The sequence below is a fragment of the Bacillus sp. B15-48 genome, assembly GCF_016879755.1.
Taxonomy (GTDB): domain Bacteria; phylum Bacillota; class Bacilli; order Bacillales; family Cytobacillaceae; genus Mesobacillus_B.
This window is the reverse complement of sequence record NZ_WOFU01000001.1, coordinates 18,969-35,916: the sequence shown is the minus strand read 5'-3', so window position 1 is coordinate 35,916 and position 16,948 is coordinate 18,969. Positions and strand designations below refer to the sequence as shown.

General features: G+C 37.8%; 19 protein-coding genes and 1 pseudogene. 14 read left to right on the top strand and 6 right to left on the bottom strand.

The window, feature by feature from the left end; all coding sequences use genetic code 11:
• Positions 1-31: 31 nt before the first annotated feature.
• On the bottom strand, positions 32-412 hold the full coding sequence (gene kapB / locus GNT69_RS00200) for a kinase-associated lipoprotein KapB (RefSeq protein WP_203552941.1): 381 nt from the start codon (positions 410-412) through the stop codon (positions 32-34).
• 112 nt (positions 413-524) lie between these two features.
• Here kapB and GNT69_RS00195 point away from each other — a divergent pair, with 112 nt between their 5' ends.
• Positions 525-1,244, top strand: coding sequence for a peptidylprolyl isomerase (locus tag GNT69_RS00195; protein ID WP_203552940.1), 720 nt, complete (start codon positions 525-527; stop codon positions 1,242-1,244).
• A gap of 98 nt (positions 1,245-1,342) precedes the next feature.
• A complete protein-coding gene (locus tag GNT69_RS00190; RefSeq protein WP_203552939.1) occupies positions 1,343-1,549 on the top strand; it encodes a hypothetical protein in 207 nt (68 codons plus the stop codon).
• 155 nt (positions 1,550-1,704) lie between these two features.
• Here the strand turns inward: GNT69_RS00190 and GNT69_RS00185 are convergent, their stop codons facing one another.
• Both GNT69_RS00185 and GNT69_RS00180 read right to left on the bottom strand, forming a co-directional pair.
• Positions 1,705-2,874: a MalY/PatB family protein gene (locus GNT69_RS00185; RefSeq protein WP_203552938.1), complete on the bottom strand. Its 1,170-nt coding sequence runs from the start codon at positions 2,872-2,874 to the stop codon at positions 1,705-1,707.
• Between the two features lie 102 nt (positions 2,875-2,976).
• The gene (locus GNT69_RS00180; protein ID WP_203552937.1) at positions 2,977-3,816 is read right to left on the bottom strand and encodes an alpha/beta fold hydrolase; all 840 of its coding nucleotides are present in this window, start codon (positions 3,814-3,816) and stop codon (positions 2,977-2,979) included.
• 184 nt (positions 3,817-4,000) lie between these two features.
• Here GNT69_RS00180 and GNT69_RS00175 point away from each other — a divergent pair, with 184 nt between their 5' ends.
• On the top strand, positions 4,001-4,501 hold the full coding sequence (locus GNT69_RS00175) for an Lrp/AsnC family transcriptional regulator (protein WP_203552936.1): 501 nt from the start codon (positions 4,001-4,003) through the stop codon (positions 4,499-4,501).
• On the top strand, positions 4,501-5,670 hold the full coding sequence (locus GNT69_RS00170) for an aminotransferase (RefSeq protein ID WP_203552935.1): 1,170 nt from the start codon (positions 4,501-4,503) through the stop codon (positions 5,668-5,670). Before GNT69_RS00175 ends, GNT69_RS00170 begins: the two co-directional genes overlap by 1 nt.
• 156 nt (positions 5,671-5,826) lie before the next feature.
• On the opposite strand, the gene GNT69_RS00165 is transcribed toward GNT69_RS00170, so the two are convergent.
• Positions 5,827-6,036 (bottom strand): helix-turn-helix domain-containing protein, encoded by a 210-nt coding sequence (locus tag GNT69_RS00165; RefSeq protein WP_203552934.1) that lies wholly within the window; start codon positions 6,034-6,036, stop codon positions 5,827-5,829.
• A 222-nt stretch (positions 6,037-6,258) separates the two neighbouring features.
• Between GNT69_RS00165 and yugI the strand changes: the two genes are divergently transcribed.
• A complete protein-coding gene (gene yugI / locus GNT69_RS00160) occupies positions 6,259-6,636 on the top strand; it encodes a S1 domain-containing post-transcriptional regulator GSP13 (RefSeq protein ID WP_203552933.1) in 378 nt (125 codons plus the stop codon).
• Between the two features lie 748 nt (positions 6,637-7,384).
• Here the strand turns inward: yugI and GNT69_RS00155 are convergent.
• Complete coding sequence (locus GNT69_RS00155) at positions 7,385-7,618, bottom strand: DUF378 domain-containing protein (protein WP_203552932.1); 234 nt, start codon at positions 7,616-7,618, stop codon at positions 7,385-7,387.
• Positions 7,619-7,811: 193 nt separating this feature from the next.
• On the opposite strand from GNT69_RS00155, the gene GNT69_RS00150 reads away from it, so the two are divergent.
• Together GNT69_RS00150 and GNT69_RS00145 are read left to right on the top strand one after the other, a co-directional pair.
• Positions 7,812-9,161 carry a glucose-6-phosphate isomerase gene (locus tag GNT69_RS00150; protein WP_203552931.1) on the top strand — a complete coding sequence of 450 codons (1,350 nt, stop codon included), beginning with the start codon at positions 7,812-7,814 and terminating at the stop codon, positions 9,159-9,161.
• Between the two features lie 102 nt (positions 9,162-9,263).
• Entirely contained in the window at positions 9,264-9,656 is a 393-nt protein-coding gene (locus GNT69_RS00145) for a YugN-like family protein (RefSeq protein ID WP_203552930.1), read from the top strand.
• A 10-nt stretch (positions 9,657-9,666) separates the two neighbouring features.
• Here GNT69_RS00145 and GNT69_RS00140 read toward each other — a convergent pair.
• Positions 9,667-10,665: pseudogene (locus tag GNT69_RS00140) on the bottom strand (potassium channel family protein); the annotation flags it as partial.
• Positions 10,666-10,822: 157 nt separating this feature from the next.
• Between GNT69_RS00140 and GNT69_RS00135 the strand changes: the two are divergent.
• The 7 genes from GNT69_RS00135 (at position 10,823) to GNT69_RS00105 (ending at position 16,745) form a co-directional block, all read left to right on the top strand.
• Positions 10,823-11,014 carry a hypothetical protein gene (locus tag GNT69_RS00135; RefSeq protein WP_203552928.1) on the top strand — a complete coding sequence of 64 codons (192 nt, stop codon included), beginning with the start codon at positions 10,823-10,825 and terminating at the stop codon, positions 11,012-11,014.
• A 221-nt stretch (positions 11,015-11,235) separates the two neighbouring features.
• Entirely contained in the window at positions 11,236-11,892 is a 657-nt protein-coding gene (locus tag GNT69_RS00130) for a potassium channel family protein (RefSeq protein ID WP_203552927.1), read from the top strand.
• Positions 11,893-12,001: 109 nt separating this feature from the next.
• A complete protein-coding gene (locus GNT69_RS00125) occupies positions 12,002-12,574 on the top strand; it encodes a chromate transporter (protein WP_203552926.1) in 573 nt (190 codons plus the stop codon).
• Positions 12,571-13,104 carry a chromate transporter gene (locus GNT69_RS00120; protein WP_203552925.1) on the top strand — a complete coding sequence of 178 codons (534 nt, stop codon included), beginning with the start codon at positions 12,571-12,573 and terminating at the stop codon, positions 13,102-13,104. Before GNT69_RS00125 ends, GNT69_RS00120 begins: the two co-directional genes overlap by 4 nt.
• A 183-nt stretch (positions 13,105-13,287) precedes the next feature.
• Complete coding sequence (zupT, locus tag GNT69_RS00115) at positions 13,288-14,097, top strand: zinc transporter ZupT (RefSeq protein ID WP_203552924.1); 810 nt, start codon at positions 13,288-13,290, stop codon at positions 14,095-14,097.
• A 146-nt stretch (positions 14,098-14,243) separates the two neighbouring features.
• Positions 14,244-15,500 carry a DUF445 domain-containing protein gene (locus GNT69_RS00110; RefSeq protein ID WP_203552923.1) on the top strand — a complete coding sequence of 419 codons (1,257 nt, stop codon included), beginning with the start codon at positions 14,244-14,246 and terminating at the stop codon, positions 15,498-15,500.
• 33 nt (positions 15,501-15,533) lie between these two features.
• Positions 15,534-16,745: an MFS transporter gene (locus GNT69_RS00105; RefSeq protein ID WP_481747580.1), complete on the top strand. Its 1,212-nt coding sequence runs from the start codon at positions 15,534-15,536 to the stop codon at positions 16,743-16,745.
• Positions 16,746-16,948: the final 203 nt, after the last annotated feature.

The window sequence follows — 16,948 nt, the reverse complement described above, 5'->3', positions numbered from 1 at the left end:
ATCTGGCTTTTTGTTTTTATTCATTCGATATTTACTTAAAATAATCGTTTTCAAGCGTTTCAATATTTTGTAAGCTGTGCTTTGCCCAAGCAGTAGAATCCTCTTTTAACTCTTCCTTAAAGCGATCAACTGCTATTCGTAAGGATTCAAAGTAGTCAGGAATATCCTCCGCAAAAGGTTTCACCATTTTTTGGGGGATATTTGCTTGCTCCCGGTAGGCTAAAGCACGTCGTTCATGAAAAATACCAACGTCTGCATCCTTTGGGTTATGAAGATCTCCTTGCATCGGGTGTTTTAAAACAGCTAAAACGCGGACAAGATAATGTTCTGGCCGAAACTCTGTAATTTCACCGGCATATTTCCCAGTTTTATAAATAGCTGTTACTTTGTCTCCTATTTTAAAGTTATTCATTTAGTAAACCTCCATCACTAGATTTATTGCTTCTCTTCGTTTATATTATGGAACATGAAAAGGAAAATAACAAAGAGTAAGAATTTGAGACAAAAGAAAGTGGAGGGTAAAGATGAAAAAGCTAATTTTTATCATGTTTTTGGGTCTGTTTTTTCTAAGTGCATGCGGGGGAAATACTGACCAAACAGAAGAGAACGCAGAGTCTGAACAAAGGCAGGAACCTACTGTAGAATTGGAGGTTATTCCTGAAAGTGAGGATTACCCTCAATTATCATCTGAGGTCGCCGAAAACGAAAGTTTAGTTGAAATGACCACTTCATTGGGGGCCATTAAAATAAAGTTATTCCCTGAACAGGCTCCAAAAGCTGTAGAAAATTTTATTACGCATAGTGAGCGAGGGTATTATGATGAATTGAATTTTCATCGAGTTATGAATCAATTTATGATTCAAGGAGGGGACCCTGAAGGAACTGGTCGGGGCGGTGAAAGTGTTTATGGAGAAGCTTTTGAAGATGAATTTGCTAATAATTTATTTCATTTCCGCGGGGCTTTGTCGATGGCTAATTCAGGTCCAAACACAAATGGAAGTCAATTTTTCATCGTTCAAAACTCTATTTTTCAAGGAGGATTTGAAAAAGAGTATCCAGATTCCATCGTTAAAGTTTATGAACAAGTGGGTGGAACACCATGGTTAGACTTTAAACATACCGTTTTCGGCCAAGTAATAGAAGGAATGGATGTCGTCGATAAAATTGCAGCGGTAGAAACAGATCAGAATAATAAACCGTTAGAAGAAGTAATCATAGAAAAAATTGAAGTAATTAAAGAATGATTCTATAGATGATGGAAAGTGTATTGATGTGACATCATAAATCACCATGCTATAATAAGGTTAAATGATTGTCTACAGTAGAAAGGAAGTCAAAAAAGATGAATTGGTTTGTTTTGTCTCTGTTCCTTTATTTTCCCAAAGATAAGACGGAGTATATCCCAGCTGTTATTTGGATGATTGTCACTTTTATCGCAGCCATCATCGTTATGAGGCTATTTATAAAAATATCGAAAAAAGAAGCTCAAGAAGCAAAAAAGTATGAACAAATTCATCAATCAAAAGAAGCGAATCAAGAAAATAAATAAAAACAATAAAAGGCTTCCAAACACTGTTTGGGAGCCTTTCGTTGGCTAATAGGAAAGTATAAATTTTTCAATTTATACTTTCCTAACGCATAAGGGCAACTACGCCTCTGTCTTCGCCCTTAGGGGCTCGCCAATCGGCGAGTTTTCTTTATTCATTAAGTAAATGCCTTTTTAAGGCGATTTAAGCCATCAGCTAAAGTTTCTCGCGGACAAGCAAGATTCATTCTCACAAAGCCTTCTCCACCAGGACCGTATTTTGGGCCTGGTTCTAATCCAAGTTTGCCTTTTTGTAGAAGCCGTTCCCGAATTTCTTTATCAGACAATTTAAATTCGCGACAATCGATCCAAAGTAAATACGTCCCATCTGGAACAATTACGCGCATTTTTGGTATATGTGTTTGAATAAAAGCAATTGCTTCATCAATATTTCCTTTTAAATAATGTAATAATTGGTTTAGCCAGTCCTCACCAAAACGGTAGGCCGCTTCCATCCCGTAAATCCCAAAAAGATTTAAACTGGTCATCGCTTGTTTTTGTTGCTCAGCACGAAACTTTTTACGGAGTGATGAATTCGAAATGATGACAGCGGAAGCTTGTATACCTGCTAGGTTAAATGTTTTTGTTGGAGCGATGCAAGTTAACGTTATTTCTGCAAACTCATCCTTTATTGACGCAATAGGAATATGGCGGTGTGGGGTAAAAACTAGGTCAGAATGAATTTCATCTGCTAGAATGTAACAATTATATTTTAAACATAGTTCCCCAATTTTTGTTAATTCTTCTTTCGTCCATACTCTTCCCCCTGGATTATGTGGGTTGCAAAGGAGAAAGAGTTTCACTCCATCTTTTAACTTTGATTCAAAATCTTCAAAGTCAATTTCATAATGATTATCCTTGAGGACAAGTTGAGAGTTTACGACAACACGTTTGTTTAGTTCGATCATGCTGAAAAAAGGGGAATATACTGGTGATTGAAGCAAAATCTTATCCCCTTCATTCGTTAATGATTGAATCGCTAAACTAATAGATGGGACAACACCAGGGCTAAATAAAATCGAAGGCTTGTCAATGTCCCATTGATGGCGAGTGGACAGCCAGTGCTGTATAGCCTCTGTTACAGTTTGGTTGGCAAAGGTATAGCCGAATATTCCATGACTTACACGATTGGTCATGGCCTCAATCACTTTTGGTGGGGGAGGAAAATCCATATCAGCTACCCACATCGGTAATACATCTTCTGTACCAAAAATGTCTTTCGTCATCTCCCATTTCACTGACGCAGTATCTTTACGATTAATTAGTTGATCAAAATTAAATGTATCCATCGTCTCAACCTTTCTCTTCTTGATTTTTAACTTTGCTAATTTCATGATAAAATAATTCACATAAAATGTGAAAGTATATAGGTGAGCAGCCAGTTTATATGCTTAAAAACGTTCTCCGTCCATAAGAAAATGATTGATGTGTTGGCAAACGTCCTCAGGTCTTTCTTCTGGTAATAGATGTCCTGTATCCTCAAGGACGATTAACTGCGAATTAGGTAAGTCTTCAACAAGTTTCCTCCCAGTATTTAGCGGGACAACACGGTCATGTCTCCCCCAAAGTAATAAACATGGAGTTTGAACTTTCTGAAGCTGTACAGATGTTAAATCTCCTTCCCGGTGACGTAGCATTCCGGTTAATCCTTTAAAAATAGAATTGTCTAAAAAGGGACTTAAATAACCCTCTCGCATTTCATTATCAATAAGTGAATGGTTATAAACCACATTTCTTAAGTTTTTTTCGATTCCTGACCGAGCTAAATAATTTTTTACTAACAGGTGGAAAAATGGGAGGTAACTAGCGAAAATATGTAGTTGCTTTGCACGACTTAAATATCCAGAACTACTAAGTAGAACCGTTTTTTTTGCTCGGTGAGGATGATGATAAAGAACATTTAAGGCAATTTGTCCCCCCATCGAATGACCAATAATGCTATAATTTTTTATACCTAGGACATCTAATAAGGAAACAACGGTTAACGCAATATTTTTGTATGAATAATGATAATTGCGAGAATGACCGCTCTTTCCGAAGGGAGGAAGATCTACAGAAAAGACCGAGTAGTTTTGCTTTAGTAACGGGACAAGATGACGAAAACTAAACAGGGACGATAGAAAACCGTGTAATAAAACAACTGTTTTCTCGGAGGATGGATGTTTAAAATATTCATAGTAAACATCGATTCCGTTGATTTGTTTGCTTTCGGAAAAATGACTTTGTTCCATCCTGATGCATCACTCCTTGAACTCTTTCTTTATCATAGATTGTGAATGCCTTTGTTTTTTTATCCTTTAATAAGTTAAATACAAGACGGTCCGTTCGTCAATTTTTTGAATTTCAGTGAAACTGGATAGGATGTTTCTGATTATTTTGATATAATGGGCTTATTTGAGAATTGAGGTGGATATAATGCAGCTTTCTGAGAAGGAATTAGAACTGGTTGAGATTTTAGAAAAAAATTCACGTATATCAACGGAAGACCTTGCTGCTATGACTGGCCTTACCGTTAAAGACACAGAAAAATACCTTCATAAGTTAGAAGAGCAGAAAATCATTGTAAGGTATACTTCAATCGTTGATTGGTCAAAGATTGATGGCCATGAAGGTGTTACCGCTATGATTGATGTAAAAGTCACTCCGAAACGTGGAGTGGGGTTTGATGATATTGCCAAAAGAATTTATCGATTTAAAGAGGTTAAATCGGTTTATTTAATGTCGGGAGCATACGATTTGTCTGTGATGATTGAAGGGAAATCGATGAATGAAGTAGCAAGATTTGTTTCCGACAAGCTCTCAACACTTGATTCCGTCATTTCAACGACGACTCATTTTCTTTTAAAGAAATATAAACATGATGGCACAATTTTTGAGCCAGATGATGAAGATAAACGGATCGTGGTGTCTCCATAATGAAAACGAAAAAAACTTATTTGTCACGGATGGTGCGTGATTTAAAACCTTCAGGGATTCGGCGTTTTTTTGACCTTGCTTCAGGGATGGAAGGAGTTATTTCACTTGGTGTTGGTGAACCAGATTTTGTTACACCTTGGGCAGTAAGGGAGGCAGCCATCCTTTCTCTTGAAGATGGCTATACCTCTTACACGGCAAATGCGGGTCTCTTTGAGCTTAGGCAAGAAATTTCAAAATACATGTTTCGTTCCTTTGGGGTTAAGTACAAAGCAGAATCTGAAGTTTTAGTTACTGTAGGGGCAAGTCAAGCAATTGATATTGCTCTTAGATCAATTATTGATCCGGGTGATGAAGTAGTGGTTGTCGAGCCATGCTTCGTTTCATATAGTCCGTTAGTTAGTTTGGCTGGAGGAATCCCAGTTCCGGTCCAAGCTTCAAAAGACCAAGACTTTAAAATTTCGGCGAAAGTACTTGAATCGGTGATTACTCCTAAAACAAAAGCGGTTATGATATGCTCACCGAATAATCCGACGGGGACGATGCTCAACAAGAAAGAATTAAAAGAAATTGCTGAATTAGTTGAAAAACATGATTTGCTTATTTTATCTGATGAAATTTACGCTGAACTTGTATATGACGAAACTTATACGAGTATGGCAGCAATTGAAGGAATGCAGGATCGCACAATTTTGGTGTCAGGGTTTTCAAAAGGGTTTGCAATGACGGGCTGGCGCCTTGGTTTTGTTTGTGCACCGGAAGAAATCACTGCTGCTATGCTCAAAGTCCATCAATATGCGATGATGTGCGCGCCGACAATGGCGCAATATGCTGGGCTAGAGGCACTTAGAAATGGAGATGATGATGTCGAAGAAATGAGAAAAAGCTATCGACGTCGTCGAAATTATATGGTCAGTGCCTTTAATGAAATGGGTTTAAGCTGTCACTCTCCTGGTGGTGCTTTCTACGTTTTTCCTTCGATTGAGTCGACAGGTTTATCTTCTGAGGAATTTGCAGAAAAGCTCCTTATTGAAGAAAAGGTGGCAGTGGTACCTGGAAATGTTTTTGGTGAGAGTGGAGAAGGTTATATTCGCTGCTCCTACGCCACATCAATTGAACAACTCCAAGAAGCAATTAAACGAATACGACGTTTCATCGAGAAGAATTCATAAGCAGAAAAAAAGAAGGCAACTCAAGCTTGAGCTGCCTTCTAAAAAAAGGGGGAATACTAGAAAGCCTTATATTTAAATTATTCCCCAATTAATAATTTTTATACAAAAGGATGCTAAATTTATGAAATCGCTCCGTGGAGAACGAGCACCCTATATTTACTTTTTACCGTTTTCATTTAATAGTTCAGATGCTGGAACATCTAATATTGTTGATAAGCGTAAAATTGTTTGGTTATTCGGAATTTTTTCTCCAGTTTCATACTTCTCGATCGTGTCTTTCCCAACCCTTGCTTTTATTGCAAGCTCTTCTAAAGACATGTTTCGCTCCTCCCTAAGTGTCCGAAGGTTTTTACCAATTGAAGTCATTGTTCCGTCACCCCTTTAAAATATATATTTAATTTTACCATGAAATGGTCATAAAGTTTGAATAAATTCATGAATATTCACTTATAATGGCTTGAAATTCCAATCCTTTAGCAAGTATTTACTAGCAAAATGAATTTAGTTTTTGTTATTTTTTAATAAATATAGTATAATATTTAATTGCGTATAAATGAGATAAATAAATCATAAATTAGGAGTGTTTTCATGTCGGGAAAAATTGAAGTAGGCAGCATTGTAACAGGAAAAGTAACGGGAGTTCAACCATATGGTGCATTTGTTGCTCTAGATGAAGAGACACAAGGTCTTGTTCATATATCTGAAATAACACATGGTTACGTAAAGGATATTAACGAACATTTAAAGGTTGGGGATGAAATTAAAGTAAAGGTCTTGTCCATTGATGAAGAGGCGGGCAAGATTGGCCTCTCGATTCGGGCAACAATGGAAGAACCTGAACAGCCAACAAGAGTGAAGAAACCGCGAAAGCGTGCAGCGGCTATTATTACCCAGGACGAAGATTCACAAGGATTTAATACTTTAAAAGACAAGCTTCAAGAATGGATTACCCAATCGAAAATGTAATAAAGTGGAGAAAGCGACTGAAGGATGTATTGTTCCAGTACTCTCTTCTTGCTCATATCGTTATGAACCATAAAAAAGTTAACTATCGCAAATATTAAAAATGTAATTCAAAATGACCTTCAAATTATATGGTAATTTGGAGGTCTATTTTTAGCTCTACTGTTATAACTGAATGTTGATTTCACTGCGTATGAAAAATAAACGGAAAAATTCCCGCTAAACTGGGAAATGCCGATATTTCCTTAAAAATAAGGGGAGTTTTTCCGTTTATATGATCAAAATCTTTGGATTTTGTCTTATTTAGAGCAGTTAACGGGAATATCTCCGCTTATATCCGCTTCTTAAGCTTCACCTATATACATTAGCAGGAAATTCTCCGCTTATTCATTCTCAGACTTACATAAAAATCGATACGGAGGAGGCGAAATTGTTTTGTATACATGCAATCCGAATAATTAGCAATTAAAATCAAAGCAAAATAGCAAGGTATAAACCTTTGCTACTAATTAATCTCTCTAGCTTACAGATTGCTCTTCGTGCAAAAAGGATTATATTTTCCTGTGGCAAATTAACGCTTTGCGTTTGGAAACGGAACCCGTTAGTAATTAAGCGGATCTTTTTTTATTTGTCTGGCTCCAGCGCCTAGGGGCTCGAGGTCATAAGCCACTCCAAATTTGAAGACAAAGAGCGTCTTCTAATCTGGCGCGTCTTATGCTTGTCGCCCCTGACCAAGGCGCTTGCGCTTTTCTTATTTAGCTGGCTCTGTACCGGTTCTTCTTTCTGCTGCTTCACTAGGAGCAAATAAGAGACCGAGGTTAATTAAACCAGCAATTCCCACTAAGCCATAAATAATTCTTGAAAGTGCTGCGTTTTGTCCACCAAAAATAGTAGCAACTAGATCAAATTGAAAGAAACCTATTAATCCCCAATTAATTGCACCAATGATTGTTAAAATTAAAGCAATTCTTTGAATTGTGCTCATACTCTAACCTCCTTTGTTAAAGACTAATTGTAGAATGGTCCAATAACGCAAAAATTATTCGTGATTTGAAATTTCCATAAATTATGTGGGAGGAAAGGTTTAGTAGACTTTCTAAATAACAAAGTTGAAAACCTTGATTCTTAACGGCCCATTCGTTAAAGTGATAAAGAACAAATATATTGGAGGATCGTAAATGACACATATTACATTTGATTACTCAAAAGCGTTAAGCTTTTTTGGCGAACATGAAGTTACATATTTAAGAGATTTTGTAAAAGTAGCACATCATTCCTTACATGAACAAACAGGGGCCGGCAGTGATTATCTCGGTTGGATTGACTTACCTGTTGAATACGATAAAGAAGAATTCTCCCGCATTCAAAAAGCAGCTGAAAAGATTAAAAATGATTCAGACATTCTGATTGTCATTGGCATTGGTGGTTCTTATTTAGGAGCACGCGCTGCCTTAGAATTTTTACAGCATAGTTTTTACAATACCCTACCTAAAGAAAAGCGAAATACGCCACAAATTATTTTTGCCGGCAATAACATTAGTTCTTCTTACTTGAAAGATATTATGGATTTATTAGAAGGAAAGGATTTCTCGGTTAATGTCATCTCGAAATCCGGTACAACAACGGAACCTGCCTTAGCTTTTAGAATCTTCCGCAAGCTATTAGAAGAAAAGTACGGTTCTGAGGAAGCAAAAAAACGAATTTACGCAACGACTGATAAGGCGCGTGGTGCCCTTAAAACGCTAGCAAATGAAGAAGGTTATGAAAGCTTCGTGATTCCTGATGATGTTGGCGGTCGCTATTCGGTATTAACAGCAGTTGGGTTATTGCCGATCGCTGTTAGTGGTGCGGATATTGAAAAGATGATGGACGGAGCGGCTCAAGCAAGAGAGGATTTTAGCAAGTCTGAATTAGAAGAAAACTTAGCGTATCAATATGCGGCGGTTCGTAATGTCCTTTACAATAAAGGGAAGACGATTGAGATGCTAATTAACTACGAGCCGTCCCTTATGTATTTTTCAGAATGGTGGAAGCAATTATTTGGAGAAAGTGAAGGGAAGGATCAGAAAGGCATTTTCCCTGCTTCGGCTAATTTCTCAACGGATTTGCATTCCCTTGGACAATACGTACAAGAAGGACGAAGAGACCTTTTTGAAACAATTATTAAAGTGGAAAAATCAGGTCATGAGCTAACGATTGAAGAAGAGGCAAATGACCTTGACGGCTTGAACTATCTTGCCGGTCAGACGGTAGACTTTGTTAATAATAAGGCATTTGAGGGAACATTGCTTGCTCACACAGACGGTGGTGTTCCGAACTTAATTGTGTCAATTCCTGAGCAAGATGAATATACATTTGGTTATCTTGTTTATTTCTTTGAAAAGGCATGTGCCATGAGCGGTTACTTGCTTGGAGTAAATCCATTTGACCAGCCAGGCGTGGAAGCATATAAAGTCAATATGTTTGCTCTATTAGGAAAACCAGGTTTCGAAGAAAAGAAAGCGGAACTCGAAAAACGCTTAAAATAATATGAACGACAAAAAGAGTGCCAGAGAAAATATGGCACTCTTTTTTACTGATGAAATTGAAACGATTGACAAACAATAAGAGAAAAAGAAAGGAAGTATAAGATGATTGAAATTCCATCTACAATTGAAGGATTACAAATTCGATTATCCGACCTTGAAGAGCACTTAAAACCACTAGGATATTCAATCGGTGGGAACTGGGATTATGACCATGGTTTTTTTGATTATAAGATTGCTGACCATGATGGATACTTATTTTTAAGGCTTCCGTTTATTGCGATTGATGGGCAGCTAGATGCAGATGTCTGCTCCGTAGAAATCAAAAGGCCGTTTTTGCTTTCACATGTTTATCAAAAAGGCTTGGACGATCATGCTCATACGAACAGCACATTTAACCAGTTTTCCGAACCAGTTGATAAAGATGGGCGTATTCCACCGAGTTACGTCGAGATTGGGAAGTCATTGCTTAAAGAAGTGGAAGCACTATTTGAATAATATATCAACTTTAATGGATAATGAGCAACAGGTGATCGTCTTTATCGATCATTATTTCTTTTTGGGGATTGACAATTATGTCTTCTCCTTTTTTAATTCCTAGCAAAATAATTTTTTTAGAAAGGAAATGTAAATGGGCTTGTTTAAAGCTTTTTCCAATCGTGTCCTCCGAAGCTGTTTGATACTCTAATTTTTTCCCATTTAATTGCGATAAAAGGTCACTCAATGGCTTTACCATTCCAATTGAATGAAGGCTGTCTAGCATAATGGCACTAGTCAGCTTGTTCGATTTAATGAGTTCATCCGCCCCAGCTCGTTTTGCATTGTTCACTTGTTCGCTTGTTAGAATTTCAGCAATACAGATAATATCAGGGTTGAGCCCTTTTACAGCTAATAAGGTGAGAACCGTATTCATATCCGCTTGTAGTTCATCGAGATTTTGGTCAGCAGTAATAATCATCTTTTTTGCCTCTTTTATATTTGCCCTCATTAAAATTTCATCTTGCATCGATTTTCCCTTAATAAAATGTAGATGTTGATAAGGTAGAGGGTTGCTCCTTAAAGAATCGTCAATCAATATAATTGGCTGCTTTGTCTCTACGAGTGTTGCTAATATCCTTTTGGAACGTTCATTCCAACCAATAATGATTAAATGATCTTTCCCTTTATATTGCAATCCCCCCTTTTGATATTCATCTTGTCTTGTGACAGCAATGGTTGACAGTGTTGCGAAGTAAGCAGACAGGAAACCGGCGCCAACTAACAATAAAAGAATACCGGTAATTCTCCCTTCAATCGTTAGTGGAACATAATCACCATATCCGACAGTTGATGCCGTAATAACCGCCCACCAAATACCATCCATTATTGTAGGGAAATTATCCGGTTCGAGCAAATGAATGAAAAGGCCGAACAAACAAATTAATAGAGCTGTCATTAAAAGAATTCTTAAAAGCAGTGGAAGTCTGACAAAACGAACATAAAGATGATGAGGCAATCGATACCACTCCCTGAATACTTTAGGTTTTTAGCAACATTATTCCCAGCTCAGGTGTTTCGGAAACAGAAGGGAGAGATTCTTTTCCTGAGTAAACAACTGAAAATATATGCTTTTGTCCAATCCAGCCCAGCTTATTCAACATAAGGTAACAGTAAGGAGGGATATCATGCTTTATACAGCCTTACTTTTTTTACTTTGTATTCTTGCAGGATTTTCTTTATTGAATATTTCGGCAATTCCTGTACTTTCTGGGTTAGCGCCATTCCTCGAGATTGCTGCTGCTCTAGTAATTCTTATTTTCACCACTTCGCTTTTGTATCTCGGCTTTAAAAAATTATTTAGCAAAACTTGGCGGTGATTTTTTTGCGGAGGCATTTGCCTCCGCTCTCTTTTTTACGAGATTTAAACAGTGGAAAACATTCATAAAACAGGGAGAATTGGTAAATATTTAAATACAGTACCATTTTTTAAATGGAAGCAAAAAATAAGCTTGCTGTGGTTACTGTCTTTACACTAGCCTTGGTCGCCTTGATATTACCTTATTTTTCCTATATACGTGTGTAGGAGGGAAGATCCATTATGAAAAAGCAATATGCTGTAGTTGGTATGGGAAGGTTCGGCTCGAGTGTGGCAGTTACTTTGTTTAAAGAAGGAAATGAAGTTTGTGTCATCGATAAAAGTACAGAGAAAATCGATCATTATAAGAATGCGGTTTCTTACGCGGTAATCGGGGATTCTACAGATGAAGAGACGATGAAAGAAGTGGGGATAAGGAATTTTGATACGGTCATTGTAGCGATTGGCGATGATATTCAAGCGAGTATCTTAACGGTTTTATTACTAAAAGAAATGGGCGTCAAAAAAGTCGTCGCCAAAGCGATTAATAAGAGCCACGGACAGGTTCTTCATAAAGTTGGAGCAGATAAAGTTGTTTTCCCAGAAAGGGATATGGGAGAAAGAGTGGCACATCAATTGATGGCGGCACCCAATGTCTTGAACTTTATTGAACTAGCTGACGATTATAGCATCGAAGAGATGCAGGTACCAAAAAGTATGGAAGGAAAGAACCTCCGTGAACTTGATTTAAGAGCCAAATTTAATGTAACAGTTGTCGCTATTAAAGAAAAAAATCGAATTAATATTGCCCCTGACCCAGAAGAAGCGCTCGAAATGGACGATATTCTCTTAGTGATTGGAGAGAACAAAGATCTCGAGAAATTTTCACATATCATTTAAATGTAAGACTTTCGAGTTAAAGTAGATTGTCTGTTTTGCAAGAGATTTCTATTGAAAGAAAAATTGTTGATTCTATAATTTGGAAAGGGAATCTTAAAAGGTGAACACGATGAGACAAAGGGAGATTTTTATAGCATTTTTTCGAGTCGGTTTACTCGGTTATGGAGGAGGCCCTTCGTCCATTCCATTAGTTTATAAAGAAGTAGTTGAGAAATATAAATGGATAGATGCAGAGGAATTTAGTGACATTCTAGCTCTTGGGAATGCCCTTCCTGGTCCAGTGGCAACGAAAATGGCAGGGTATATTGGCTTGCGTGTCGGTGGATATACGGGAATGGTGAACGCGTTGGTAGCAACAGTTGCCCCAACAATCTTTCTGATGATTATACTTTTAACAAGTTTAAATGCTTATAAGGACGAGCCCTGGGTCAGAGGAATGACAGAGGCTGTTATCCCGGTCGTTGCCGTTATGCTTACCGTTTTAACATGGGGATTTATTAAACGGGCTGGGCAATCAAAGCTTGGGTGGTACTGGACTTTTACTTTTATCATTGTTAGTTTTTTTCTTCTTGAAAGTTTTCAGCTTCACCCTGCAATATTAATCTTGTTTCTATTGGTGGGAGCACTCTTAAAAGGGGATGGAAAAGTGAAACATATGAAAAAGGAGAGATGGAATCGGTGATTTATCTTAAAATTTTCTGGGCCTTTTTCATTCCTGGAATCCTTGGTTATGGTGGGGGACCAGCATCGATTCCCTTAATAGAAAATGAAGTTGTTCGTCGTTATGGTTGGTTTACGGTTAGTGAATTTAGTGAAATTCTTGCTCTAGGAAATGCATTGCCAGGTCCGATTGCAACAAAAATAGCAGGCTATATTGGCTATATGCAAGGAGGTATATTTGGAGCTATTGTTGGTATTTTTGCAACGGTCGCACCATCGTTGCTATTGATGATTGGCTTGCTTCGGTTGTTGATGAGGTACAAAGACTCGCCAAAAGTAAAAAGACTAACAATTGTTATTAGGCCAGTTATTGCTGTCTTGTTAGGGGGAATGGTATACGATTTCTTCTTTTCTTCATATGAAGCCGTCGGAGGCTTGCAGACAGTGGTGATTGGTGGAGGAAGTTATCTGTTAATGGAAAGGCTCAACATTCATCCAGCATATGTCATTGCTGGTGCTTTAGTTTATGGTGCTGTTTTTTTGAGTTCATAAAAAGAGAGATGTTTTTAACGTTCAAGAAATGTTAAACGTTTTGGAATTTGTGAATAACTTTTCCTCTATTATCTTGACGTACAAGTTTGCCAGTGGTTAAAATGTTTCCTATAGTAAACTTTTTCTTGTTTGAGCATATAATGACTCAGAGTAAAAGTTAGGCGTTAGATTGGAGGAAACGGTATGCCGGAGAATTTATTGATTGCTTTTGGTTTGACCTTAATGGCAGGACTTGCTACGGGGATAGGGAGTCTATTGGCCTTTTTTACATCTCGAACGAATACAAAATTTTTATCATTAGCTCTCGGTTTTTTAGCAGGAGTTATGATTTATGTTTCAATGGTTGAAATTTTTTTCAAAGCCCAAGAAGCTCTTACCGAATCGTTAGGTGAGTCAATGGGAAATTGGATGACAGTTGTCGGATTTTTTGGCGGAATGCTTTTAATTGCCTTAATTGATAAATTTATTCCTAAACACGGTAATCCCCATGAATTGAAAAAGGTAGAAGATATGAACAAAACTGTCTCACCTGATCAAGATCCCGCTTTGCTTAAAATGGGGATGTTTACAGCACTCGCAATCGCAATTCATAATTTTCCGGAAGGAATTGCAACCTTCATGGCAGCACTACATGATCCAGCTCTTGGGGTAGCGATTGCTGTTGCTGTTGCCATTCACAATATTCCCGAGGGAATAGCCGTTGCAGTCCCGATTTATTATGCAACTGGGGATAAAAAGAAGGCATTCAAATTGTCTTTCTTATCGGGGCTTGCAGAACCACTTGGAGCAATCGTCGCTTTTCTGTTTTTAATGCCGTTCTTAAATGATGTCATGTTCGGTATTGTTTTTGCGGCGGTTGCAGGAATTATGATCTTTATTTCCCTTGATGAATTATTGCCTGCAGCTAAAAAGTATGATGAAGCACATATTTCCATTTACGGTGTCATAGGTGGGATGGCTGTAATGGCCTTGAGTTTACTACTATTTATTTAATTAATGGACGCTTGGAAAGAAAACCATTTCCAGGCGTTTCTTTATTTTATGAAGAAACCTATACATGTGTTTGAAATTATAGTGGAACTATACAATAATATAGTTACCAGTAATCGGAAGATAACTTTATTTAGAGGAGAATGACGTTGAAAACAGAAAAAAAATCAAGGCATTTAGCCGGCATCTCCTTGGCTATTATGGCAGCAGGCTTTTTGCTGACGATTCCATTTCAAGATTCCCTTTGGGGAAGACTGCTTCAAGGAGGATTCGAGGCAGGACTTGTTGGTGGCCTTGCCGACTGGTTTGCGGTAACAGCCTTGTTTCGCCATCCGCTTGGAATTCCCATTCCTCATACCGGTCTACTACCTAAAAATCGAAAAAAAATTACGCAATCAGTCGTACGGATCATCGAAACGGAATGGCTATCGGCTGAAAGTATTAAAGAAAAGATTAAGCAAATTGAACTTAGTAAGCGTATCATTCAGCTTGTTCAAACAGAACTCAAATTAGAGCGAACAAAAAAAATAATCCAAGCAATCATTCTCGAAGCAACAAAAAAGCTCGAGTTAGAAAAGTTGACTCCGATGCTCGAGAAGGAATTTAAAAAGTATTTGTTATCCGTCGATGCATCGAAGTTGTTGGATTCGATATCTAAAGAAATCCTAACCAGACAGTATGATGAAAAAGCGCTAGATTTCATTTTAAAAGAGACAGGGAAATGGGCAGCTACTACAGAAGCAAAACAAACAATGGGGAAACTAGGAAAACAATTAATTGAAACGACTGAAGCTGACGGATTGTTGAAATTTGCCATCCATTCTTTCAACCAACTTGTGAATGAGGAAAAAATTGGTCAAATGATGCAAACCTTTCTGATGAATAGAGTTAGAAATTTGAGCAGGAAAGATAATCGTTACCGAAAGTTAATTTTGGAATGGATCAGACAAGAATTAGTGGAGATTAACCGTCGTGAACAATTGATGACCGAGATCAACGAATGGAAAAACCACTTCGTTGAAGAGCTTGAAATCGAGACGCAAGTGAACCAAGTTTTAGACGAGATAAAAACACGTGCCGTCATATTTATTGAACAAGATCATTTTGTTGATCAATATATAAATCCGGTCCTTCTAAACTTCATTAATAAGTTGGGAAAAGATGAAGAAAAAATAGAAGCGACTGAGAAATGGATACATAATCAAATTGCAATACTAGTTGAAAAGCATCATGCTAAGATAGGCGTGTTAGTCAAAGAAAATCTTGACAAGCTTGATACGGAAACTTTAATTGAGATGATGGAAGTTCATATCGGAAAGGATATTCAATGGATTCGTGTAAACGGAGCGTTGTGCGGATTTATTATTGGTGTGGCTTTAACGATATTCAAAATGCTCGTCTATTAGAAAGAAAAGATAGTGGGCCAAGAGAGTAGGAAGATGATGGGGAAACAACTTTTTACGGAAGAACAAGTCGTAAAAGAAAAAATTTGGACGAGGGATTTTATTTTAATCTGTGTTGCTAACTTCTTTATTTTCCTTGGATTTCAAATGACACTGCCTACCATTCCATTATTTGTCGAACATCTAGGAGGAAATGATCAGCTTATTGGTTTAGTAGTCGGTATTTTTACGTTTTCTGCACTTTTGCTGCGTCCATTAGCAGGACATGCTTTGGAGTCAAAGGGGAGAAGAATTGTTTATATGAGCGGGCTTGCCATTTTCGTCGTTTCTGTCGGTACCTTCGGATTTGCTACCAGCATCATTTTTTTGTTCTTCCTTCGAGTGATTCAAGGAGTTGGCTGGGGTTTTTCAACGACAGCATCAGGGACCGTCGCGACGGACGTTATTCCAGCTAGCAGAAGGGGAGAGGGGCTTGGTTATTATGGTCTTTCTGGCAGCCTCGCACTTGCGCTCGGTCCTGCGCTCGGTCTTGTGTTAACGGGATTCGTATCATATGAAGTATTATTTCTTCTTTGTGCGTTATTAGGACTTCTTGCGTTTTTACTTGCTGGGAAAATAAACTATAAAGCTGTGGAGAACCGTAATGTCCCAAAACAAAAATATAAATGGGATGTTTACGAAAAGAGTGCACTACCACCATCGATTTTATTATTGTTTATTACCGTGACATTTGGAGGAATCTCTACATTCCTCCCTTTGTATTCAGCTCAAGAAGGCGTTGCAGGAATTGAATTGTATTTTTTAATTTATGCCGTTTTTCTCATGGTTTCGCGAACGTTTGCAGGAAAACTGTATGATAAAAAAGGCCATAAAGTCGTTTTTATTCCAGGTGCCGTCTTAATATTGCTTGCAATGCTGCTCTTGGCATGGATGGCGAATAGCATGATTCTCTTTTTGGCAGCTATTTTTTATGGACTAGGTTTTGGTTTGGTGCAGCCAGCATTACAAGCATGGTCCGTAGCAAAGGCAGCACCGAATAGAAAAGGAATGGCAAATGCTACATTTTTTTCATTCTTTGATCTTGGAATCGGAATAGGTGCGATTACCTTTGGTCAAATCGGCTATGCTTGGGGATATGTAAGTATTTATGTGACTTCCGCTTTTTCTGTACTGATTGCGATTATGTTCTATCTGTTTTTTCTATGGAAGGAGCAACAGAAGAACCTCAAAAATCCACGTCAACTATGATGTGGTTTTATTTTTAGTGAAAAAATGCAATTAAAAAGAGGCATGCGAGTGCATGCCTCTTTTGTTCATATTTAGGAAATTATAAAATGTTCAAGGTGTGGATAATTGGACTCGTAATTTGCATCCAGCTCCAGCGCCTAGCCCCTCGAGTCGCTTCGGTCCGTCTAATGAAGTCAAAGAACGACTTCAATAGCCGGCCCTCC